Annotated in this window: 20 protein-coding genes; 4 read left to right on the top strand and 16 right to left on the bottom strand. The window is 44.1% G+C overall.

Translation table 11 applies throughout. The features are described from left to right. Nucleotides 1-72 precede the first annotated feature (72 nt). From OCU46_RS02895 to OCU46_RS02885, 3 genes are read left to right on the top strand one after another with little or no spacing between them, the layout of a single operon-like run. Nucleotides 73-1,851, top strand: a complete 1,779-nt coding sequence (locus OCU46_RS02895) for a sodium:solute symporter family transporter (protein ID WP_141269611.1) — start codon at nt 73-75, stop codon at nt 1,849-1,851. A 58-nt stretch (nt 1,852-1,909) separates the two neighbouring features. Then, nucleotides 1,910-2,461, top strand: a complete 552-nt coding sequence (locus OCU46_RS02890) for an acyltransferase (RefSeq protein ID WP_141269613.1) — start codon at nt 1,910-1,912, stop codon at nt 2,459-2,461. 1 nt (nt 2,462) lies between these two features. Further along, entirely contained in the window at nt 2,463-4,682 is a 2,220-nt protein-coding gene (locus OCU46_RS02885) for a heparinase II/III domain-containing protein (RefSeq protein ID WP_141269615.1), read from the top strand. Nucleotides 4,683-4,940: 258 nt separating this feature from the next. Here the strand turns inward: OCU46_RS02885 and OCU46_RS02880 are convergent, their stop codons facing one another. The 9 genes from OCU46_RS02880 to OCU46_RS02840 form a co-directional block, all read right to left on the bottom strand. Next, nucleotides 4,941-6,008, bottom strand: a complete 1,068-nt coding sequence (locus tag OCU46_RS02880; protein WP_244311346.1) for a polysaccharide lyase family 7 protein — start codon at nt 6,006-6,008, stop codon at nt 4,941-4,943. A gap of 235 nt (nt 6,009-6,243) precedes the next feature. Further along, nucleotides 6,244-7,734, bottom strand: a complete 1,491-nt coding sequence (locus OCU46_RS02875) for a tripartite tricarboxylate transporter permease (protein WP_141269619.1) — start codon at nt 7,732-7,734, stop codon at nt 6,244-6,246. A gap of 9 nt (nt 7,735-7,743) precedes the next feature. Continuing rightward, on the bottom strand, nt 7,744-8,190 hold the full coding sequence (locus OCU46_RS02870) for a tripartite tricarboxylate transporter TctB family protein (protein ID WP_141269621.1): 447 nt from the start codon (nt 8,188-8,190) through the stop codon (nt 7,744-7,746). 67 nt (nt 8,191-8,257) lie between these two features. After that, the gene (locus OCU46_RS02865) at nt 8,258-9,184 is read right to left on the bottom strand and encodes a tripartite tricarboxylate transporter substrate binding protein (RefSeq protein WP_141269623.1); all 927 of its coding nucleotides are present in this window, start codon (nt 9,182-9,184) and stop codon (nt 8,258-8,260) included. A 26-nt stretch (nt 9,185-9,210) separates the two neighbouring features. Then, on the bottom strand, nt 9,211-9,684 hold the full coding sequence (locus OCU46_RS02860; protein ID WP_141269625.1) for a hypothetical protein: 474 nt from the start codon (nt 9,682-9,684) through the stop codon (nt 9,211-9,213). Between the two features lie 505 nt (nt 9,685-10,189). Continuing rightward, nucleotides 10,190-11,287: a hypothetical protein gene (locus tag OCU46_RS02855; protein WP_244311347.1), complete on the bottom strand. Its 1,098-nt coding sequence runs from the start codon at nt 11,285-11,287 to the stop codon at nt 10,190-10,192. An 11-nt stretch (nt 11,288-11,298) separates the two neighbouring features. Beyond that, nucleotides 11,299-12,906 (bottom strand): YiiX/YebB-like N1pC/P60 family cysteine hydrolase, encoded by a 1,608-nt coding sequence (locus OCU46_RS02850; RefSeq protein WP_244311348.1) that lies wholly within the window; start codon nt 12,904-12,906, stop codon nt 11,299-11,301. A 233-nt stretch (nt 12,907-13,139) separates the two neighbouring features. Beyond that, nucleotides 13,140-14,201 carry an ACR3 family arsenite efflux transporter gene (gene arsB, locus OCU46_RS02845; RefSeq protein ID WP_141269627.1) on the bottom strand — a complete coding sequence of 354 codons (1,062 nt, stop codon included), beginning with the start codon at nt 14,199-14,201 and terminating at the stop codon, nt 13,140-13,142. 82 nt (nt 14,202-14,283) lie between these two features. Continuing rightward, nucleotides 14,284-14,619 (bottom strand): ArsR/SmtB family transcription factor, encoded by a 336-nt coding sequence (locus OCU46_RS02840; protein WP_141269629.1) that lies wholly within the window; start codon nt 14,617-14,619, stop codon nt 14,284-14,286. A gap of 236 nt (nt 14,620-14,855) precedes the next feature. On the opposite strand from OCU46_RS02840, the gene OCU46_RS02835 reads away from it, so the two are divergent. After that, nucleotides 14,856-15,773 (top strand): LysR family transcriptional regulator, encoded by a 918-nt coding sequence (locus OCU46_RS02835; RefSeq protein WP_141269631.1) that lies wholly within the window; start codon nt 14,856-14,858, stop codon nt 15,771-15,773. Between the two features lie 75 nt (nt 15,774-15,848). Here OCU46_RS02835 and focA read toward each other — a convergent pair whose 3' ends face one another. From focA to guaA, 7 genes are all read right to left on the bottom strand, one after another. Next, the gene (gene focA / locus OCU46_RS02830) at nt 15,849-17,324 is read right to left on the bottom strand and encodes a formate transporter FocA (RefSeq protein WP_141269633.1); all 1,476 of its coding nucleotides are present in this window, start codon (nt 17,322-17,324) and stop codon (nt 15,849-15,851) included. 237 nt (nt 17,325-17,561) lie between these two features. Next, on the bottom strand, nt 17,562-18,167 hold the full coding sequence (locus OCU46_RS02825) for a CDP-alcohol phosphatidyltransferase family protein (protein ID WP_141269635.1): 606 nt from the start codon (nt 18,165-18,167) through the stop codon (nt 17,562-17,564). After that, nucleotides 18,160-18,807, bottom strand: coding sequence for an ATP-binding cassette domain-containing protein (locus OCU46_RS02820; protein ID WP_141269637.1), 648 nt, complete (start codon nt 18,805-18,807; stop codon nt 18,160-18,162). Before OCU46_RS02820 ends, OCU46_RS02825 begins: the two co-directional genes overlap by 8 nt. Then, nucleotides 18,773-20,482 (bottom strand): ABC transporter permease, encoded by a 1,710-nt coding sequence (locus tag OCU46_RS02815; protein ID WP_141269639.1) that lies wholly within the window; start codon nt 20,480-20,482, stop codon nt 18,773-18,775. The genes OCU46_RS02820 and OCU46_RS02815 overlap by 35 nt, the downstream gene beginning before the upstream one ends. 6 nt (nt 20,483-20,488) lie before the next feature. Further along, nucleotides 20,489-21,634, bottom strand: coding sequence for an ABC transporter substrate-binding protein (locus OCU46_RS02810; protein ID WP_141269641.1), 1,146 nt, complete (start codon nt 21,632-21,634; stop codon nt 20,489-20,491). 287 nt (nt 21,635-21,921) lie between these two features. Then, nucleotides 21,922-22,443, bottom strand: a complete 522-nt coding sequence (locus OCU46_RS02805; protein WP_141269643.1) for a DUF2058 domain-containing protein — start codon at nt 22,441-22,443, stop codon at nt 21,922-21,924. Between the two features lie 144 nt (nt 22,444-22,587). Continuing rightward, on the bottom strand, nt 22,588-24,165 hold the full coding sequence (gene guaA / locus OCU46_RS02800; protein WP_141269645.1) for a glutamine-hydrolyzing GMP synthase: 1,578 nt from the start codon (nt 24,163-24,165) through the stop codon (nt 22,588-22,590). Nucleotides 24,166-24,270 lie beyond the last annotated feature (105 nt).

Genomic DNA, 24,270 nt, shown 5'->3' with positions numbered 1-24,270 from the left:
CTTAATCCATATATAAAGAAAAAAAGGATGTAGCTATGCCTCTCTACCCTATGACTACAGGAACCATCACGCATGGATATTGATATTATTGTTGTACTCGTTTACTTCATTTTTCTCATTGGACTTGGCTGGGTATTTCGCTCTGCCGCCTCAAATACAAGTGAGTATTTTAGGGGTGGTGGCCGAATGCTTTGGTGGATGGTTGGTTCCAGTGCCTTCATGATGGCCTTGAGTGCAATGACCTTTACTGGACTTATGGGTAAGGCCCTTACCAGTGGTATGTCCGTTGCTATCGTATTTTTTGCCAACGCTTTAGGTTACTTCTGTAACTATCTATTCTTTGCTGCCAAAGCGCGCCAAATGCGAGTTATCAGTCCTTTGCAAGGCATCAGGTTAAGACTGGGCGCAGTGAACGAGCAAGTGTTTACTTGGGCAAACGTTCCTCTTAGTGTCCTGCAAGCGGCGATTTGGCTTAACGGTCTGGCAGTATTCACTAGTGCAGTTATCGGCGTCCCTCTAGAGCAAACCATTATCGGTGCTGGCTTAGTAGTACTATTCATGTCACTTGTTGGTGGTAGCTGGGCTGTTATTGCATCTGACTTCATGCAGATGATCATCATTACAGTAATGACCTTCATTGCCGCTATGGTTGCGATTTGGAAATCAGGTGGCGTTGGTAACTTGCTTGAGGTTGGCCTGCCAACAGAACAGTTAATTGGTGACGGTTACAGCTATACCTACCTATTCGTGGGTTGGTTCATTTGTATCTTTGTTAAACAGTTCTTTAGCACCAACAACATGGTGGATTCATACCGATTCATCGCTTCAAAAGATACAAAGAATGCGCGAAAAGCAGCACTGCTGGCTTGTTCACTAATGATCCTTGGTCCTCTTGTTTGGTTCCTACCTGCTTGGTATGTAGCTGGAAACTACGCTGATGTTACAACTTGGGGTCTAGAAGGCCTTGGCGATAAAGTAGCGGACGCTACCTACTACATGTTTGTTAAACGTGAAATGCCAGTAGGCATGGTAGGCCTAATGCTAGCGGCTATGTTTGCAGCAACCATGTCTTCAATGGATTCTGCACTAAACCGCAATGCTGGCATCATCCTGAAGAGTGTGTACGAACCCTACTTCTGTAAGGACTTCTCAGAGAAGAACCTAATGAGAGCAAGTAAGGTGCTAACGGCTATCTTTGGTATTGTTATCATTCTAACTGGCCTGTTTTTAACCTCTCTGAAAGAGTTTGGTCTGTTTGATCTAATGATGCTGGTTGGTACGTTAGTCGGCTTCCCTGTTCTAATTCCTTCAATCATGTGTTTCTTCGTACGTAAAACGCCAGATTGGGCTGGGTGGGGCACCATAGTTGTGGGTATGTGTGTATCGGCTGTGATCGCGTTTGTTATCACTCCAAATACGGTTGAAACAATTCTAGGTCTTGATACGCAACTTACCGCTCGCGAATTCTCAGAGATGAAGTCTGTAACACTGGGTGTAATTGGTCATATGTCCATCACTCTACCGTTCTTTGTTCTATCTCGCTTCTTCTACAAAGAGCCATCACCTGAGCGTGCGGCTGAGATCAATAAGTTCTTCAACAATGTTGATACAGAAGTAATTGTTGAAGAAACAGAACAAAGCATCCTGATGGACAACAAGCAACACATCATGCTGGGCAAGATGCTACTTACCGCATCTGTATTCCTTGCAATGTTGACTCTAGTTCCTAATCCACTGTGGGGTAAAGCGCTGTTCGCCATCGTTGCAGGCATCATTGCCTTAATTGGCTACATCCTGCTCCGCACCGTAAAAAAGCCAGCTGAACTACAAGTTAAGCAAAGCTGTGCTTAAGTAAAATACAAATAAAACAACTAGATAGGAGGGAGACCTCCTATCTATTGAGGTAAACATGTCAGTACAGAAAAGATTTGGTGGAGAACTCACCGACGAAGAATTTCGAAAGTTCACCCTTTACACTACACAGAGCAATAATTTTGAAGACGATAATGCTCGCGCAGCAATTATGGGCTTTAACAACGAAGGTGTAAGAGTTGCCCCTGGAGCGATAGTCCGCATTGGCGATAAGCAAATCGGTGACAACTCTTATGTTGGGCTCTACAGCTATGTAAATGGTGATGTCACCATCGGCAAGAATGTCTTGATAGGACCGCATGTTTCGATCGTTGCCTCTAACCACCTTTACGACCCGACCACCGACCACTTTAGTGCTCGCAGTAGCCTAGAAGAGGGAAAGGTAGAAATCCAAGATGGCGTTTGGTTAACCACAGGAGTCGTTATCACCCCTGGAGTCACCATCGGTCGATGTGCACTGGTTTGTGCAAACTCTGTGGTAACTCAAAACGTGCAAGACTACCAAATAGTGGCGGGATCCCCTGCTAAGGCCATTGGCGAAATCAACCCTGAAACGGGCGAGTACCTCTGGTTTAAAAAGGAGCAATAGAATGTTGTCATTGCAAAGAACTCATGATTTTCAAGTATTTATGTCTCCAGCGCATAAGCAAGAGCTGCAGACAAACCCACCAAGCTTTAACTGGCCTCAGCCCGGTTACCAAGATACTTTTACTATCGAGCTTGAACACACAAGCAAGCCATTGCAATGGTGTTGGGACAAGGTTTCATCTCCATTTCAACTGCCTTTTTCATTGCCTTTGGGCAACTATCGTTGGCGTGTACTTAATGATGACCATCAAGCGAGTGAATGGTTTTCTTTTACGGTTACAGAAGAGTCAGAAGACTACTTAGCACCTACCGCAAAAGAGCTCTTTGAACTGTGCGAGAATCACGACCAGTTTCTGATGTACTTTAATGAAGACACTAACCTTGTACGAATATCCTCTTGGATGGCGTACGAGAAGTTAAAGAACACTGCATCTTTGGCGGATATCGACGCAATTACCTACCCAACTCACTACAGAAGAGGTGAAGAAGAAGGCAAGCGTACCGCCATTGCGAATGTGCGAAAGTGGATAGACAGAGACCTAATGTCGCAGGCGTTGCTCTACAAGATTTGGGGTGACGAGCAAAGTGGAGAACTAGCAGCATCACTGTTGCTTAAACTCGCTGAATGGAGTCCTGAAGGGCCTGCGTCGCTACTTCGCCCATGTACATGGGGTGACGAAGTGGGACTTTCATTAGCTCGAAATCTTTACTTGGCGTACCACTGGCTAGCACCACTTCTGACGGACAGTGAAAAGTCCTTTGTCAGACCTATGCTGATTCGTATTGCCTACCAAATGGAAGAAAGACTCGAGCAAGATCAGTTTAAGCAGTTCCCTGGCCACTCTCATACATCCCGATTACCAGCTTATCTGGGTATAGCCGCTCTTGCGCTACATAAAGAATACAATCGAGAAGTCTGCGAGCGCTGGCTAAATTACTCTCTAATGATCTACCGCGGCGTCCTACCCTTTTATGGTGGTGAAGACGGGAGTTGGGCTGAGGGTCCATTTTATTCATCGTCATACAGTAAGTGGTTTCACCCGTTCTTCCTTTCTGTAGAGCGCATAAGTGGGTTTTCTTTTTACAACCACCCCTTTTACAAAAACTACAGCAAATTTGCGATGGACTATGTGGCCAATGAAGCCGACATTCACCCATTTGGTGATGGCTTCTGGTGTAAACGTGATGGTTTAGAATGGCCAGGTTTCTTTGCGCAGAACCCTCTTCGTATTTATGCTGAGCGTTTTGGTGACAAACCTACAAGAGAAAGAAGTTTAGAGCTAGAGCAACAGATCTCAAGCTATGACCTGCACTTGTTGGATGTTGTTCCTACCATTGCACAAATCGAACTTTCTGAGCGCCCTCAATTGAAGGCGGAACAAGCCATTCAAGACAAGCCGCTTTATAGTAAGTATTACGATTTTGCGGGCTTAGGCATCATGCAAGGGCAGAAGAACTCTGTATTCTTCCGAGCCAGCCAATTTGGCAATAGCTCTCACAGGCATGGCGACCAAGGTAACTTTGCATTAATAGATTCTGGTACCAGTATTCTTACTCCAAGTGGCAGCTATGGATACCGTTTTGGTAGCTCTCATCATAGTGAGTGGACACGAACAACCAAAGCCCACAACCTCCCGCTAATTGGCGGTAAGGGACAAATCCTGGATGACGAATCTGCCACCGCTTCTGTTGTTAGTCATAAGACGGGCGATAATTGGTCAGTGGTACAGATAGATTTGAGTAATACCTATGCTGATGCAAAGCGATTTATCCGCACTCTAGTCACCGTTGCAGATAAAGGGCTAATCATCGTTGATAAGGTAACCCTTTGCACACCGCAACCTTTACAGTGGAGATTACATTCACCACTACAGGTTCAGCCTAAAGGCCTCTCAGTGATGTTGTGCAATGGTAATGAGCCCTATCAAGTTAAGGTAGCCGGAAATAACCTATTGGAGCCAAGCATTGATGTGGGTTACCAAGAGGAAACCACTTTCAATGAATCGGTCGTATCCGATGCAGACCAAGACATTAAACATATCGAGTGGCTACTGCCTACTATGCTTGAGCACACGGTTGTAGCCTGCTGTGAGAAGAGTGACATTTACTACGACATGGATAGTAACGGTCTTCTGACTATCGATATTGGTCTAGATACCTTGGTCGTCAATACAGAAGGCGATTACGTTCAAGAGCAGATTAAGCACGCTGAACTAGCCTAGCTATAGCTTCTCTAATATAAAAAACCGAGCTTAAACGCTCGGCTTTTTGCTTTCTTGGAGCGCAACAATAAGGATAAAAAAAGAGCCTGCACGAAGCAGGCTCTAAAAAAACGTGAGGAAACATTGAAGTGAATCATTGGTAAATCGCCATTGAAAACAGTCCAATCCCCGATTCCCTCACCGCTTATCGAGACTCTAGCCCCCACAAGAAAATCTCGACATGCTCTTAGACATTCAGTGAATGTCTGTTATATCGTATTACTGATCTAGGCTGAACTGGAAGAAGCTCACTTTAGCGTAATCGCCTGCTTCGATACCGTTGTTTGAACAACCGCTTGAGCCAGTGTTACATTGGTTGTAAGTACCTGCTTTGAAGTACATCCAGTCGTTTGCGTAGCCTTGGTCGTATTTGTCGCCTTGGTATTCACCCTTCGCTAGGTCAATATCAAACGTCTTAACTTCTTGGTTTGGTTTACCAGGGTTCTTAGTGAACGTAAGGTGCATGATGTCACCGTCTACATTCACATCGTACGAGAAGATCTCACCCAGTTTGATACCTGTTACCGGATCTTCTGAACCTTGGCGCAGACCGCTTTGACCAAACACTTCATGGCGAATATCACGACGTTTGCTGTAGTCATCACCTAGAGCGTTGGTTTCGTAATTCCAGTAAACAGAACCGTATTCGTGCTCTGGCAGTTTGCGGTACATGATTTTTAGAGGTTCGTTCTTTGAACCGTGGATTTGGCCGATTACGGTAGCAAATGCGCCATTTTTCTTGTAGTCACCACTAGTACTTACCCAGTCAACAGACAGAGTCGCACTCATGTGACCGCCAACCGCACCGTATGCTTCTGCATTGTCTGTTGAAGCGATAGTGAAGTTGTTCTTTGGAGATGAGTAGTCATCAGAAAGCATTGCACGCAGTTCACTACGAGCGTTCTTAGAGTTTGGTGTTGTCATTGCTTTGTTTGGAGAAGCAAACACCATAGCGCCAGTCACAGAGTCAGTGTAGAACCAATCAGCGTCAGAGAATGGGTTAGCCTTGTCATTCAACATAGGCTTGTAAATCTCCATTACCTTACCTGAACGCTCTGGCTTGTTATCGTCTCTTGGCGTATTGAGCTTAAACTTAGATAAATCGAAGTTTTCAGCAGGAACCTTGTTTACGTCTAGATTGTACTGCGCAGCCAGTTGCGGATCGTTATTCGCTGACGGAGCTTGTGTCGCAGATGCAGTATCGGGGGAAGAAGCTGTTGAGCAGCCTGCTAGGCCAGCAACGAGAGCTGAAACAACAACAGCAGCAATCTTGTTCTTAGTATGCATATTAACCTCTAGGTATTTGTTTTTTAGTGCTAGGAGAACGCGGGGGAAAATCCTTAGTCTCTCAACGAATACAGGCATGATGCACTAATATAATAATACAAGATATGAAGACGATCACGAACAGTAACATTTTAGGTCAAGATATTGTCAATCTTAATTTTCAATTATTAAGAACAAAAAAGAGCCAGTGAATAGTCCACTGGCCCTTAGATACATACCCTATTTTCTAGAATATTTAGGTGTTTAGTTGCATTTGCTTCTTCTTTTTCATCTTCATTGTTGAGTAAACAGAGAAGACAGCTAGCAAGATAAACGCTAACGCAATCGGTCTTTCATACAAGAATGACCACGAGTTATCGTACATAAGCAGAGCTTTACGCAGATTGGTTTCAGCCATTGGTCCTAGAATGATAGCGAGCAGTATCGGTGAAGAAGGAATATCCATCTTACCCAATACAAAGCCTAAAATACCAAACGCAATCGCTATGCCCACATCAAACATTGAGTTGTTGATAGCGTATGCGCCGACAACAGACAAGAAGATGATGATTGGGATCATCAGCATCTTCGGCACCTCAATGATGCGACAGAAGAAGCGAATACCAATCAAACCAACAATCAGCATTACAATGTTAGCGACCAACATTGAACTGAATACGCCGTAGACCACTTCTGGGTTCTGAGCGAACAACAGAGGACCAGGAGTTAGACCTTGAACAATCAAGGCGCCCAATAATACTGCTGCTACCGCATCGCCCGGAACACCTAGCGTAAGCAAAGGTACTAGTGAGCCACCGGTTACACCGTTGTTACCCGCTTCCGCAGCGGCAAGTCCTCGTACAGACCCCTTACCAAATTCATCAGGGTTCTTCGAAGAACGTTTCGCTTCGTTGTAACAAACGAACGCAGAGATGTCCGCTCCAGCGCCAGGAACAGAGCCAATAGTGGTTCCCATAAGGCCACTTTTGACAGCCGTTGGCATCATCTCTTTTAAGTCTTGCTTGCTCAGCAATTTGTGATCAAATTTAGCGACTTTTGCCTGCTTCTCTTTCAAGATCTTTTCAATCTGATTAATCGCTTCAGACAGTGCAAATAGACCAATCAAAACAGGGATAACATTGATCCCGCTATAAAGATCCATCACGCCAAAGGTAAAGCGAGGCACACTACTAATTGGGTCTAAACCCACTGTAGAAATCAATAGACCGATAGTACCGGCCAATAGGCCTTTTAGAATGTTTTGTGCAGAAACACTGGCAATGATCGTTAGGCCAAATAGAGCTAATGCAAAGTATTCCGGCGCGTTAAATCGCAATGCGAAATTTGCTAGCAGCGGCGCAATGGCAATTAAAACGATAGTACTGATCAATCCGCCCACAAACGAAGCGATTGCAGAGATGCTAAGTGCTCTGGCCGCTTGGCCTTTAGCCGCTAAAGTATGCCCATCAAGCACCGTTGCGGCAGACGCTGGTGTGCCTGGTGTTTTCAGCAAGATCGCAGCGATGGAACCACCGTAGATACCACCGATGTATACACCGATTAGCATAACAAGTGCCGCTGTTGGCTCCATGCCAAACGTAAATGGTAGAAGAATTGCCACACCCATGGTTGCAGTAAGACCTGGCAAAGCACCAAGTACGATCCCGCCTACCACACCAAAGATTAAAATAGGTAAAACAGCTGGACTGAACGCGGTCAGTAAGCCATTCAATAGATGCTCAATCATACCGCCTCCTTAATAAAATAAACCTTCAGGAAGTGCTATGTAGAACACCTCACCGAATAGGTAATAAACGCCAAATACAAAGGTCCATGCCACAACGTAATACAGTGGCTTCTTGACCTTGAACAGCACGAGGTAAATCGTGAATGCAACCAGACTTGCCAACAAGTAGCCAATCAAGTTGATTAATAATGCGTATCCAATTAGGAATATGACACCAAATACGGCCATTTTAGAGAAAATAGCAGGTTGAGCCTCGGTATTGATGGATTTAAGTTTGTGCTGCACTAACAAGGCAATACAAATGATGATTTGAGCAACCGCAATGGCTGTTGGGAAAAATTTCGCATCTACGCTCGCATCTTGAAAACGCGGCTCCGCAAACTGTCCGATGAGAACCAAAATAACTGCGCTTAGGGCAATGATTAGGGATGGGAAGACAATATTTCTATTAATCATAATGCTACCCTTTAAAGCTAAACTTCAAAGAAAGAAGGGAGCCCTAGCTAGAGCTCCCAGGTGGAAATTAGTTGATCAGAGAACCAAGGTTTTTAGTGTCTTGCTCAACAAAAGTAGTGAACTCTTCTGCATTCATGTTGTGGATAGTCATCGCACCTTTCTCCATGAATTCTTTGAATTCAGCAGATGCCATAGCTTCGTCGAATGCTTTACCTAGAGTTTCGATAACTTCGTCTGGAGTGTTTTTCGGAGCACCGATACCACGCCATGTACCCGTTACAACGTCAACGCCTTGCTCTTTTAGAGTTGGTACATCTGGAATGAACGCAATACGCTCTTCAGACATAACACCTAGAGCTTTAAGTTGACCAGAACGTAGCTGAGCAATTGCTTCACCTGGAGTAACCATAGTTACATCAGTGTGCTTACCTAGTACCGCAGGGATTGCTTCTGATGCACCGTTGTATGGGATAGCGTTTAGCTTGATACCTTGGTCTTTTTCAAGCGACATCAGGTAAAAGTTTGGAGCCGCTGTAGAAGCAAATTTCACTACACCGTCGCCTTTCTTCGCTTCTGCGATAAGGTCGTTGATTGTGTTGTATGGGCTGTCTGCAGATACCAGTACTACTGCTGGATCAAGGTTGACCATGCGGATTAGTTTAAAGTCACTTGCGTCATGCTGCATTAGACCCATTTGAGGTAGAGAGGCAATCTCGCGAGTGACTACAGTTAGTGTGTAACCGTCTGGACGTTGCTGAGCACCAAAGCTCATACCAACAGCACCAGCACCACCAGTACGGTTCATTACCGCAATGTTTTGACCAAGAATGTCTTTTGCAGAGTTAGCCAGAGTACGACCAACAGCATCCGTACCACCACCAGCACCAAAAGGTACAACTAAACGAATATTTTTGCTTGGGTAGTCCGCTGCAACTGCCGTTGCAGACACCATGATGCCAGCGGCAACAAGAAGGGATTTAAGAAGTTTGCTCATGTGAATTCCTTTTGTTTCAGTTTTAATTAGTTTCTAGTTGTTTGTGTAGGGTTACTTACTTTGTTGTTTTGGTACTCCGCCATGCACAACTGTTCAATTGCTACTGCAATCCAGCCACTGATTAGCATGTCGTACCATTGCTCAACACCACTACAGCCAACCACTACGTCTCCATAAACAAATGAACCATAGAAAAGCAGATCATCTTCGTTCAGTGACGCTGTATGTAGTGTTTGATTGGTGATATTTGCACGTGTATTGCGCCATGCTTGCTTGGCTTTTTTGCGTGCAAACTCATCAAAAGGGATTGTCCATTGTTCTGGGTTACCAAGCGAGCTTTCAACCAAAATCGCTTCTTCGAAAGTGGTTTCCCAAGGCTTAACGCGAGGGTCCATTACAACGATATGAAGCTCTTTGCGATTGGTTCTTTCAAACAATCTTTCGATTGCAGGTGTTACTAGTTCGATAGCATCCTTTGCTATTTCTGCATGACTTTTCATTGCCTAACCTCTGTTATAGACATTCACCTCGTGGATGAATTAACTATATTGTATGACATGAGGGGCTTGCAGGAGTGACTCGGTCAAATGATAACTGGATCACTTGCGTCTCTCTAAAAGGGTCTAAGAGATCGAAGTTTTAAAGGGTTTCGCGGTTTTTTATATGACATCAGTCACACAGAGAATTTTAGGGAAAATGTGATGGACAAGACGTTTACTGGGCTTAAGTGAGCAGAGGCAAATTTATTTACGCCGGTATCAGACCGAAAATGGAGCGTTGAATGACTAAAATTGCAAGTAAAGCTCTATTTAACCCAGTTAAGCACTGGCTTAAACGCTGATGAAATACTCAGTTTTCACTGCAAAATTATCTCTCAGCTACACTCATCTACCCAAAAGCAGCAGCAACATCAGAAATTATTTAAAAACCCCACAGGGGTTAAAGGTCAAATCGCTCATTACGAACCTAAGCTTTGACGACATAACAACGCACCTTAGGAGCTAGTTATGGGCAAAGTTCATCCAAAGTAAAATCGGATTGTAGAGGCGTTTTTACTTTGCGCGCCCATGCATCAAGTTGAGATTGCGTAATGTTTAACTGCTTAAATTGCTGATGTAAGTACTCTGCACTCAATGTCTCTGGTTTGTGTTTATATTGCTGAGTAAGAAACAGCAGTTGTGCGGAGAAACTCGTGTTTAAGTACTCATCATTCTTTTGTCTAGGTGAATGGTTAAACTGCCTATATTGCGCTGTTTGCGACTTAACCCAGTTTGACTGTTTCAGTTCACAAAATGGCAGTTGTAATAGGTTATCTTCTACGCTTTGCTTGCGAGAACGACTGTAAGCCGAGACGTTAAAGGACTCATCCCAATTAGGGTTTACATAGTTTTTTAGGTCAATAGGCGCAGTCAGTTGCCATTGTTTATCATTCTGAGTGATATAAGGGGTGTCACATAAGTTCTTGGCAAACAAAAACCCTTGATAGTTGGCTTCGAGATCAGCGTATGAATAAACCCCTACCACCTTCATTCCTAATAACCCACCCTCCATTGAGTCAGCCCAAGCAATAGCTTGCATCTGTGCCAACTCTGGTGATGTTGATTGAAGCGCTTTGCGGTAACGCTTGTAATACTCGTAGCCAGAACCCAAGAAGTGGCTGATCTTATCCGTGCCAATATACACACCATTCACATTGATAATATGGTCAAGATCTGTTTTAACACCCGCAGTACGCATGGCAGGAGCATAGATACTCTGCTTTGCATACTCGTCTAAAGATTCATCTGAAGGCAGTTTATCTAGAGCCTGATTATCTTGCGCCCAAACTTCCATATCTGAATTGAGTGCGCCTCTATACACCAGAGGATACCTCTGTGCGCCAAGGTTTTGCATTATCCATTGAGCAACGTCAGCGCACTGCGCTCCGGCATGCGCGGTCTTTTGCTTGAGTAGCGTTTGTGCTACTGCGTCATTAAGGTATTGGTTGAAAGCGGCGGTTTCATCTTGAAGGTCTTTACCCCAGCCGTAATAATTATCCACTTCACCTGCGATTGTTGAACCACAAATCAGTGTCAATAAACTGACAATCCATCTCTTTTGCACAATTGATTCCCTTACTCTTCAGCCAACAATACTTGAGACATCTGCGGCAAAAGGTCATTCTCGACTTTATTGCTATTCAGATAGAGCAGCTCAAGCTCAACGCTCTCATTGTTTAATGCCTGCTTCGCAATAGCATCGGGGCTGATTGTGTACCTGCCAGCTATCCTATCTGTAGACCAGTTGATGTCACTATATGCAATATAAACAAGCTGAGAGCAGACTATTTTATCTGTAGTTTCTACATCAAAATTAAAATCATACTCTTTACCGATCTGACGCAAAGTGTCGATAATCACTTGCTGCTTTTGCGCCTTAGTTTGATTGCTCACCCTTATCAAAGCCAAATCATCAACATTCATAAAATGCTCAATCGTGCTGAGCTGCACGCCAGAGCGCAGTGCTTCTGCAACTAGATGCCCTTGCTGAATTTGTTGGTGATGCTTCACAACCACAGGGTGCTGCCAAATACCAAGTTCTCGTAACTCTTGTTCATTGCCCACCCACACAGCAGCATGCCCCCAATAGCCGGGAATGACTTTATCCGTTAATCTAAAAGGCGTCTTTTCTAGAAGGATGTCACCTGCTTTAAGGTTAGAAGTGACATCTTGTAGGACCATTGGCGAGTTATAGAGATATCCTGTTCTAGATTCAAACAACCCTGTTACATTGCCAAAAAATCCACTTATGCCATTCACAGCAGAGCGATTAAGCTCTTCTAAGTCGTAAGTCACTATGCTCACATTGTTACTAAAACGCTTTGACATCACCTGACGAAATTCGATGTCTGGTATTTTCTGAAAGGTCGGACTTTGCTCAATAGATAGCTTTAGATACCAAAGTTTGGGGGATGTCTCGAGCTTAGGATAATTTCCGATATTATTTTGATAAAAAGCAACTTGTTCGGATAATCGCTTAACGTTGGCTAGATCTTGGATATTTTGAGTGTATTTAGATAGCGCATTTTCTGGTTTTTCATAGCCCTTATCACTTTGGTTTAAAAACCGGCTAATACGCTCGTTCTCTTCGATGACACTAGCAATCTGCATGTAAGTATCATACAAAGCCAATGCGCTTGAGAGCTCAAGCATAAAACCAATAAATGAAGAGTAATCGAGGTTTTCTGTTTGTAAATTACCGTACCAACAGTAGTTATTTTGCAAAACCTCTTCGTATTGATAGGCCAATTCAACACTGACTACCAATTCCTGATTAAGCTTATTAAGCGCCCATGAAGGTACAGGGTTATCAGCCGAATAATCCGTTTTCATGTTTTCAATTTCAACAAACATCTCTTCGCGATGCGACAGCATGTGCTCATTCAAAGTGATGTAATCATTGACCGCTGTTCTCATTGCAGTAGAGGAAGCTAATTGCTTGGGCGTTAGATTGGGCTTCCATTCGTAGTTAGGATCAGCACAGGTTCCAAGAGTTTTAGGCTCACTTAGTGTTGAGTACTTGAGAGAGGTACATCCCGCTAGTAAAAAAAACATTAGCAGTAGAAGCCCTTTCAACAGCGCTCTAGCGTTAAATAGTAATCGAGATAAAAAAAGAAAAGTATCCATTGAGCCGTTCAGCGTCTTCCTTAACTTGTTGTACATTTCAGCGTTTATTCTAGGCATTGACTCCCAGGTAAATGCCTACCTATTCCTTTCGACAGCATATGCCACAAACTAAAACCGAGCAATTTACTTATCTTTAAATGAACTTGAACTACAGGCAGAAAAAAACATTTTTATCAGATAGTTGAAGACCCTCAAGCATTTTCATTCTTAGACCTAAAAACAAGAAAAAAGCCACAATAAAAATTGTGGCTTATCGGGGTGCACTATAGATTAAAAAGGGAATACGGAAATTACGCAGCTTTCACTTTATATTTCTCTTTCATTCGCAATGCGACGTTCACTAGAGCAATCAACACCGGCACTTCAATCAATGGGCCTATCACACCAGCAAATGCCTGATCTGAGTTAATACCAAATACTGCAATTGAAACGGCAATCGCCAATTCAAAATTATTACCTGTCGCAGTATAAGCAATAGACGCATTCTTATCATAAGGAATACCCAATCGCTTACCGACAAAGAAGCTCACAAAGAACATCAATACGAAGTAGATAGCCAAAGGTATAGCCACACGCACTACGTCCATTGGAAGCTCAAGAATCATTTCACCTTTAAGGCTGAACATAAGCACTATCGTCGCCAGCAAGGCAATAAGCGTCATTGGTGAGATACGAGGGATATAAACCTCGTTATACCACTGCTCTCCCTTTGCAGAAACCAACAGCTTACGACCTAAAAAGCCTGCTAAGAACGGAATACCCAAGTAGATAAATACACTCTGTGCAATATCCGCCATTGAGATGTCTACCACCATTCCTGTATAGCCAAATAGTGGTGGCAACACAGTAATAAATAGCCAAGCCATAAAGCTGTAAGTGACGATTTGGAAAGCACTGTTGAGGGCAACTAACGCTGCTCCATACTCTTTGTTACCACCGCCAATATCATTCCATACCAAAACCATGGCAATACAACGCGCTAAACCGATAAGAATAATACCAACCATGTATCCAGGGTGGTCACCCAAAAATGTCAACGCTAGCACAAACATTAAGATCGGGCCGACAATCCAGTTCATGATCAAAGAAAGTTTGATCGCTTGCTTATCTTGGGCCACTTTCCCTAACAGGCTGTAATCTACCTTAGCTAAAGGTGGATACATCATTAAGATCAGACCGATGGCCAACGGGATGTTGGTGCTACCTACTGACATTGCTTCATTAAGATCAGCCACCTCTGGATATAAGGCGCCAATTGCAACCCCAACTGCCATAGCCAAGAATATCCATAGAGTTAGATATCTATCGAGAAAGCTCATCTTTGGTGAGGCGCTCACTGCTTGTGTTGTCATTTGTGCATCTCTTTCGTTTATCGTCGAATAACGATTGTTTAATTAAAATTATTTCTACTTAACCACTAGCCGCTTTGTTTAACTAAAACAAGCTTTCAAAGAGTTCCTTAACTCGATGCATGGCTTGGGTCTCTATTCGGTAACATACCTTAGGTGGCTTAGGTTCACTTCGAACCAAGCCAGCTTGGCGCAAAATCCGCAAATGCTCCGATACCGTAGATTGAGCTAAACCCAACTGCCCAACCAAATCGCCATTAAGACAACCACCTTTGGTCTCAAGCTCGAATAATACTTTTAAAATTCGGACTCGAGCAGGGTGAGCAATGGCCTTTGCCAAGGTGGCGAGTTCCTGTTCTAGTTGTGCATCTTCATCCGAGATAACGGGTGCGACGCACTCTTGAGTCTGGCAACTTGTCATGAGTATATTTCGATAATCGTGGAATGACGATTAATATACAACTCACAATGACATTCCGCAACTGAATATTTTCGATACATATAGAAAGAGAAAGCACCACTTTTAGAACAAAACTCAAGCAACAGCTTACATTTATTAATGTTTTCACAACGAATACTTATTGAACTAAGTCATTTTAAGGAGCAAAATCAAAGTATCAAAAAAACTGATACTTATTTTCCATTTATGAGGGTTGCATGTTCAAGTTTTCTCTAAAGCAAATCGCTGTATTCGATGCCGTTGCAAGCCATGAAAGTGTCAGTGCTGCCGCCAAAAAACTCTCTATGACCCAATCTGCGGTTAGTATGTCCCTGTCTCAACTAGAGTCGGTATTAGACCGCCCACTGTTCAACCGTCAGGGTAATCGATTAGTGCTAAGTCATTGGGGACATTGGTTAAGACCAAGAGCAAAACGCCTACTGCAAGATGCTAGACAGATTGAGTTTGGCCTTCATGAGCAGCACCTTATTAGCGGCGATTTGACTCTTTGTACTAGCCAAACCGCGGCAAAACACCTAGTTCCCGCGCTTATCAGCAAAATTGATAACGATTTCCCTGAAATGCGTATTGATTTGATGATCGAAAATACAGAAAACGTTATAGAAGCCCTGCTCAACTATGACTGTGATTTAGGTATTATCGAAGGGAGAAACACCGATAGTCGTCTGCAACAAGAGCATTGGCTAGATGATGATTTAGTGGTTATTGCCTCGCCGAATCATCCGTTTGCTCAATATAAGCAAGTGACTCTTGCTCAGTTAGAACAAGCAAAGTGGGTATTACGAGAGCCTGGTGCCGGTACTCGCCGTATCTTCGACGGTGCCATTCATGGCCTTATCGATAACATTAAGGTGTGGAAGGAATACGAGAGTATACGAGTAATCAAATCACTGGTTGCCAATGGCAGTTACTTGGGTTGTGTGCCCTACCTTGATATTTTACCTGAGCTAGAAAGCAATCAGTTGGTCGTACTGCCAACACCACAACTTAACATGCAACGCGAGATATCTTTTATTTGGCGTAATGACAGTGGTGAATCACCACTTAGAGAGTGTTTGCTGTCTGAGGCGAGAAGATTGACCAGAGGAAGATCTTTCAAGCCACGCAAGGACTAATCCCAGCGTGACCCAAAAACTTAGTTGTGCTTTTTTAGATAGGGCTACACTTGCCCTATTTTCTATCGCTTAGAATTAAGCGACAGACAGGTCCTTCTCTTCTTCCTGTTGTGGCTGATTAAAGTTAGCCACCCACTGTGCAATCGCATCGCGATGCAAAAGACCCACATACTGACCATTGAATACTACAGGGTAAGCACTTGGCATTTTGCTTGCGGCTTTCGCTAGACGCTCGCTGAATGACAATGCCTCACCACCCATGAAGAAACCGCCTTGATTCACTGGGTATAGAGTGTCTTGGTCAACAATCATTGGCTCAAGAGCTGCCAGAATGCTTTGCTCTGGAGTAAGAGTGCATACTGGAGTCTGCATGAAATCTTTCACTGCCATTACCGCATTCACGTCAAAGTCCTGACCCCACATAGCGCGAAGAAGATCCTGCTGAGAAATAAAGCCTTGAACTTGATGATCTTCGCTTAGTACTGCAGCGCCCGCTTGATTGTTATCAATCAATAACTTAAGTGCTGAGTGACAGTTCAAATCTTCTGAGAAAGTGATTTGATCGTCTGACGCTAGGTCTGCAACTCGTAAACGTTTCATTTGTTCTAACATGGCATGCTCCAATGAATTTAATGTTGAAAATTGAATATCTGAATTTTTGATTGGGTAGATTGATGGTGAAGCGCTCTGTTTTGGTTCAATGCTCCAGTAAGCAAGCCCCACCAATACCGCGCCGCCAAAAATGTTTCCAAGGGTCACTGGAATAAGGTTCGCAGTGATAAATTGTTTAATATTGAGTAGTTCTAGATGAATACCAGCTTCTGCTGCTGCACTTAGCATATGAGCATCGGCACTCGCCTTAATGGCGATACCCAGAGGCACCATAAACATATTTGCAATGCTGTGTTCGAAGCCTGAGCTAACAAACATCGCCACTGGCAGCAGTACTAGAAAAGCCTTGCTTGCACTTTCCTTACTGCTAAAACTCATCCAAATACCAAGACAAACCAATAGGTTACACATAACACCTAGAGAGAATGCCTGCCACCATGAGTGCTCAAGCTTATGTGCTGAGATACTCAAGGCGTTAAGCCCCCAATTGCCATGGTCGAGAATGTGCATCTTTGCCATCATAATGAAAGCAAGGGTCAGCATGGCTCCAGCAAAGTTACCTGCATACACACGAGCCCAGCATCCAAGTAACTGCTTAGTAGTGACTCGTTTTTGAGCCCAAGCCACCGAGCTAAGCACGGTACTTGTAAACAGTTCCCCTCCACATACAACCACCAGCATTAAGCCAAGGCTAAAAGCGAGACCGCCAATAAAGCGGGTCACACCCCAACCATTGTCGTATGAGCCTGTAGTCACAGTGATATAGAAGACAAAGGCAAGAGCTATAAAAGCACCAGCAAACATTGCCAATACAAATGACTGCTTAAAAGGCTTCAATACTTTCTTGTGCCCATAGTCTGCCGCTTGCATGGTTAGACTTGGCTTCGCCTTTGACGAGCTGCTATCTACCAATTCAGGACGTGGGCGTTTTAACGGCATGATTTCCTCCTTATCTGAGAATGACCTCAGTAGTCATCCGTTGTTATTAAATGCTTTCCGTTGAAAGCCCATTCAGATTAAGAGAAGTACGGAAGAAAAAATATCTAGTAGTTTTGAAGCTGATCGTGAGGGAAATTGATGGATGCACACAGTTGCAGATCAATCTCTTGCTCACAGTCACTATGAGCAAAAGATTGAATATAGGTATAAGAAAAGGTGGGAGCTAGATGCCAAACACTATTTTAGGGTATGAAAACCAGAGTAGATGCGGGTTGCTGTAGTAAACCAACACATGGCACCAAATAGGTATGCTAGCTCTGCAAAGTAGTTGGGTAACAGGCACATTAGAATAAAACAACCAATGGTCTCAGTACCCTCGGTTAAGCCACTCATGTAATAAAGAGACTTGTGCTTGTAGACTGGGTTATCTATTCCTCGTTTACCTGCCATTACGGCAAATGCTAGAAAGCTACTTCCCGTGCCAATAAATGAGAAAATCAAGAACGCACCTGCGATTGCATTCGCTTCGGGATTGGCGAGTACAAAGGCAAATGGCACCATAGAGTAAAACAAAAAGTCGAGGCTAATATCTAAAAAGCCACCGGCATCAGTGATTCCCTGCCTTCTGGCTAGCGCACCATCTAAGCCATCACAAATCCTGTTTAACACTATCAACAACAGTGCGGCTGTATATTGCTCAAAAGCCAACAGCGGCAAAGCAAAGCAACCAATAACAAAACCGAATAAAGTGGTTTGGTTAGCAGTAATACCCAAGCTGTCTAAAACACGAGCCCCTTGAGCTAAAGGCCAGCGGATAACCTTGATACTAAAACTATCAAGCATGACTCGTCTCCCAAGGCCAATTCAACACTCGACTATTATCAGGGATGTCTTGCTCATCATGAGTGACCATAAGCGCAGGGACATTGGCAGCCTTTAACTGTTCAAACACCCAATCACGAAACCGTGAACGCAGTTGCTTATCAAGTTTACTGAAGGGTTCATCCAATAATGCTACCTCTGGCTGTGCCAATAGCATTCTGGTTAAACTCACCCTTGCCCTCTGCCCTCCAGATATTTGCTCTGGATAGGAGTGTGCTAATTGACTCAATGATATCTGCTCAAGGGCTTCAATAGCCTGTTGCTTTCTTTGTTCGCCCTTCACTGTGTTAGGCAGTGCAAATGCCAGATTTTCCCAGATGTTAAGGTGGGGAAATAACAAATCATCCTGAAACAGTATTCCTACTTTGCGCTGATGCGCTGCTACCGAGTCCAACGGACGTTGGTTGAGCACCACCTCTCCCTGATAAGTGAACTCTTCTGATAAGTGGCCTGCGATAACATCTAATAAGGTCGACTTTCCACATCCACTAGGTCCCATCAAAGACACCACTTCACCAGAATCGATAGTCATATTCAAACGATCAAACAGCACACTGCCATCTAATTTACGAACTGTGAGATTTTTTAGACACAGACTCATTCGACTGCAACCCCTTAAATTTGCTACAACGGTATCGAGCATGCATCCGGCTGCCCAATATCGCGATAAAGAAAAAGATTAATGGTAACAACGCTTGCCACAAGGCATAGATGGCCGTCACACGACGGTCAAAGCCACTGGATAATGCAACGGCTTCAGTGGTCAGTGTTGAGATTCGACCCGCCCCTAAGATTAGAGTTGGCAAGTATTGAGATAGACTGACACTTATGCCAATAGCCCATGCAAACAAGATGGCAGGAAATACCTGAGGTAATTTCACTTTTAGAAATACCGATAATGGCGTTTTTCCTAAACTCAGTGCGACACGAGTCATCGCTTCGTTGTAACTGCGCCATGGTCCATCAAGAGAAAGGTAAACAAAAGGGAAGGCAAAAAACATATGAGCCCAACACACCCATAGCCAGTGCGCATTCCCTCCAATAAATAAGGTAGTTACCTGTAATCCGAACAAGATAGAGAGCTGTGGAATTAGCATAGGAATAGCAATAACATATCCTGGAACCTGCCAGCGATGTCGAATGCGATACTCGTGCGCTATGAGTGCCAAAACCACGGCAATGGTTCCCGAGACCAATGCCAAACTTAGGCTTTGCTCAATAGTGCTGACTATACCTGACCATTCATACTCCCAAAATCGAACAGAATAACGGCTAGGTACAATATCAGGAAAGCGCCAGCGCTGAGCAAAGCTCCACACCACCATAAGAGGAAGCATGGCTCCGGTAAGTAGAATCATGCCACTAAACAATCCTCTTCCAGGAAGCATGACTCCGCGTCGCCCAGAGATTTGCCAATGACGAAAACCCTTGGTAATCAACCACTCTACAGTTCGAGCAAAAGCAATGATCAAGCTTGCTATGATAAATAGCACGATAGCGCCTGCAGACGCTCGAGGCAGCAACGTGAGATCAGGGTCGTTGAACCACTGCCACACAAGCACCGCAAAGGTAGGGGGATTGGTCGGTCCGACAATCAATGCCACATCTACAACCGATAAGCTATAGGCCAATACTGCGAGCATAGGAAAGCGCAGTTTTACTAACCATTGTACAAACAAAGACTTCCACCAAGCGTGTGCTCGGCTGTAACCCATAGAGGCTGTAATTTTCTCTGTCTTATCAATGTTTAGTTGCTTAAGGATCGGAATGCTCATCAATAGCAAAAATGGCACTTCTTTGATCGCTAGCATGATGATTAACCCTAACGCGTAGGGATCATGAATAAGCAAGGCAAGCTCATGCCCTGTCGATTGATTAAGGTCGTGACCAAACAGAGCATGAACAAGGCGAACACCTAAGCCTGTCGGATCGAACAAAAAGGCAAAACCAATGGCAAACGCCACATGTGGGATTGAAAGCAAAGGTGATAGAGAGAGCTCTATCTTCTGCCACCAACGAGTATTCCAGCAACGCTGTAAAATGGCAAAGGCCAGCAAGCACGCTAGGTAGCTACTGGCAATGGCAGAAAACAGAGTTAAACCTATGGACTGCCACACACCATTCCACGCAAATACCTGCTTGAAACCGGTAAAGGAAAGTGAGCTCATGCCCAATGGGGGAATATAGCTAAGCGAAGAAGAAACAACGCCTAGCACTCCCGGTACGGTTGGCAATACGCACAAGACAACAACAAGTGCGTAGAGAAGTCGAAGCATATTCCGTTATTGTCCGTAGCGCTTAAGCCATTCTTTCTCAATCAGTACTTGCCAGCTTGGATGAGGCTCATCAATTGCATCAAACTGCTCAGAGGCTTGCGCGCTTCCCTTCAAGTATTTATGTTCAAGAACAGAAGGGTCTCCCCACACCGCTAAGTCACCTTTATTAGATTGTGCTTCTGGGCTAAGTAAAAAGTTGATAGCGACTAGCGCACCCTCTTTCGCCGTCGCATTCCAAGGGATAGCTAGGAAGTGAATGTTTGACAGAGCGCCTGCATTCATTGCATATGGCTTGGTAGAGTACTCTAGGTTTCCAGCCGCTTGTGCGGAATAAACCGCATTAGGGTTAAATGTCACCGCAAGATCTAACTGGCCATCATCGAGCAGTCGAATCATCTCAGCGGTGCCCGCAGGGAACTGTTTACCACTTCTCCAAGCTACACTATGAAACTCATCTAGATAAGCCCAAAGGAGCGGGCTAAGTCGAGCAAAATCCTCATCCGTAGCAGGCTTAGACAATGCAGGATCATTATTTGAAAGCTCTATAAGTAGCGCTTTTAAAAAGCTGGTGCCATGAAACTCGGGTGGCTTAGGATAACTCAAGCTACTTGGATTCTGTTTAGCATAGCGGAGCATTTCTGCAAATGAAGCGGGAGGTGTAGCAAGTAACTCTTCATCGTAGATAAAGACCAACTGCCCTACTCCCCAAGGTGCTTCCAACCCTTCTGTGGGTTCAGAAAAGTCGACTGCTACAGGCAAAGATTTATCAACATATTGCCAATTAGGCAGAGATTCAGTGAAAGGACCAAACAGCAACTTGTTGTCTTTCATTGATTTGAAATTTTCACCATTAATCCAAACCAGATCAATGCTTCCACCTTCGCTTTTTCCGACGGCTTTTTCTGCGATCAGACGAGGGGTACTTTCTGCAATGTCGGTCACCTTAACGTGTTGCAATGTGACATCATATTGCTGTTGCAGCTGCTTATTCGCCCATTGGATGTAGCGGTTAATCTCTTGACTACCACCCCAAGCATGAAAATAGACGGTTTGTCCTTCTGCCTTCTTTTCTACTTCTTTCCAATCTAGCTCTTTCGCACCCACCCCAAACGCGGTGCTTAGCGCTAGGACTGCTGTGAGTATTTTCTTCATAATGTATTCCGTTATTTTCCGTGGCTAATGCCTTAAACGATTAGTTCTATGTAACACCTAGTTTCATGCCTCATAGTAATACGCCAGCGCCGCTGAACGTAAATATTTGTTGCATCCTATAACAAAGGCTGTGAATCCAAACGTTAAAGTAACATTTATCCTCCACTAAGACCTGCAATCGGCACAGTTTCTTTCATCGTTTTACTACAGACAACCCTGAATGCACATATTTTAAACAGACACAAAAAAGGGCAGCCAATGCTGCCCTATCAAACTGAGGTTACGGATTACCACATAAGGTCATCGGGTACGACAAAGTCCTTATAAGGATCATCTTCATCAGGGGTATCTTCCTCTGATTGCTTGGTCTCAACAATTGCCTCGGGTACTCGAGTCGCAATTTTCTCTGCCACGATAGTCGGAATTACTGCATAACTCTCACTATCACGAGCAATACTCAAAATACCTTTGATAAGTTGAGTGCGAGACAGTTCTTCAACATACACAGACTTCACTAATGTTCCATCCGTAAAGTTGTATTTTATTTCGCCCTTAGAGGTATCTATACGATTCATATCAATAAGCTGTTTTACTTGCGCCTTAAGCTCTTTAGCCAATCGCTGCTGTTCACGCTCTTGGTTAATCTTCTTATCACGCTCTTGCTGCGCGATTCGGTTCTCTTCTGCTGCGGCTTTGGCTTCACGTGCTTGCACGCGAGATTTCTTAGCGCCTTTCTTTGCTTTCTTTAGCTTCTTTTCGTTTACTAAGCCTGCTTTCAGCATTTGCTCTTGAAGGGTCAGTTTTGCCATCTGTAATTCTTCTATCTATCAATTGTTCTGATTAAGACTATTTTCGCACGCCTCGGGCAATTTTTCCTAATTTTTGAGTCACATAAAAAAGCCCGCAAGCTAGGCTTACGGGCTCAAATAACACTAAATCATGCTAGCGAGGAATTATTCCCACTCGATAGTCGCAGGTGGCTTACCTGAGATATCGTAAACTACGCGAGAAATACCATCGATTTCGTTGATAATGCGGTTTGAAACCTTACCTAGGAAGTCGTATGGCAAGTGTGCCCAATGCGCAGTCATAAAGTCGATAGTTTCAACTGCACGCAGAGAAACAACCCAATCGTATTTACGACCATCGCCCATTACGCCAACAGAGCGAACTGGCAAGAATACCGTGAACGCTTGAGAGACTTTATGGTAAAGATCAGCATTGTGCAGTTCTTCAATAAAGATAGCATCAGCACGGCGTAGCAAGTCACAGTACTCTTTCTTGACTTCACCAAGAACACGAACACCTAGACCTGGTCCTGGGAACGGGTGACGATAAAGCATGTTGTAAGGAAGACCAAGCTCTAGGCCAATCTTGCGTACTTCATCTTTAAATAGTTCACGTAGTGGTTCAACCAAACCCATTTCCATGTCATCAGGTAGACCGCCCACATTGTGGTGCGATTTGATGACGTGTGCTTTACCTGTCTTAGAAGCAGCAGACTCAATAACGTCAGGGTAGATAGTACCTTGCGCTAGCCATTTTGCATTCTCAAGCTTCTTAGACTCTTCATCGAATACATCAACAAACACGTGACCGATGGTCTTACGCTTATCTTCTGGATCAGACTTGCCTTCAAGAGCATTTAGGAAGCGTTCTTCCGCTTCTACCTTGATAATGTTTAGCCCGAAGTGGTCACCAAACATTTCCATCACTTGCTCGCCTTCATTAAGACGTAGCAAACCGTTGTCTACGAATACACAAGTCAGCTTGTCACCAATTGCACGGTGAACCAACATAGCCACAACCGATGAATCAACACCACCAGATAGGCCAAGGATCACTTCGTCGTCGCCAACTTGCTCTTTAATACGAGCAATAGCGTCGTCGATGATAGATTGAGATGTCCAAAGCTTTTCACAACCACAGATGTTGATAACGAAGTTTTCTAGCATACGTGCGCCTTGGCGAGTGTGCGTTACTTCTGGGTGGAACTGAACACCGTAGTATTTCTTCTCTTCGTTCGCCATAGCAGCATACGGGCACGTATCTGTTTCAGCGATCTTGGTGAAGTCAGATGGGATTTCGACAACTTTATCGCCGTGGCTCATCCACACATCAAGAAGTGCATTGCCATCTTCAGCGATTGCATCTTCGATGTTGTTGAATAGAGATGACTTTTCTACCACTTCTACTTGAGCGTAACCAAACTCACGCTCATTAGAACCAGCAACTTTACCGCCTAACTGCTCAGCCATAGTCTGCATGCCGTAACATACACCTAGAACTGGAACACCTGAGTCAAAAACGTATTGTGGAGCACGCGGAGAATTTTCTTCTGTCACACTTTCTGGACCACCAGAAAGGATGATGCCGTCTGGGTTGAATTCACGGATATCCGATTCTTCTACATCCCAGCTCCAAAGCTCACAGTAAACACCAATTTCACGAACGCGACGTGCAACAAGTTGAGTGTACTGAGAACCGAAATCAAGGATCAAAATACGCTGGTCATGGATATTCTTAGTCATTTAGAAATCTCAATAGTATTAGATGGATGGAGGCAAATAGCCTCCAAAACTTTAAATAAATGTCTCTTTCATCAAAAGAGCTTCTAGGGTGGTATTTGTAAGCTG

The sequence above is a fragment of the Vibrio comitans genome (genome assembly GCA_024346835.1).
Lineage (GTDB): Bacteria > Pseudomonadota > Gammaproteobacteria > Enterobacterales > Vibrionaceae > Vibrio > Vibrio comitans.
Note: the sequence above shows the minus strand (reverse complement) of the source record. Positions and strands in the feature narration are given on the sequence as shown.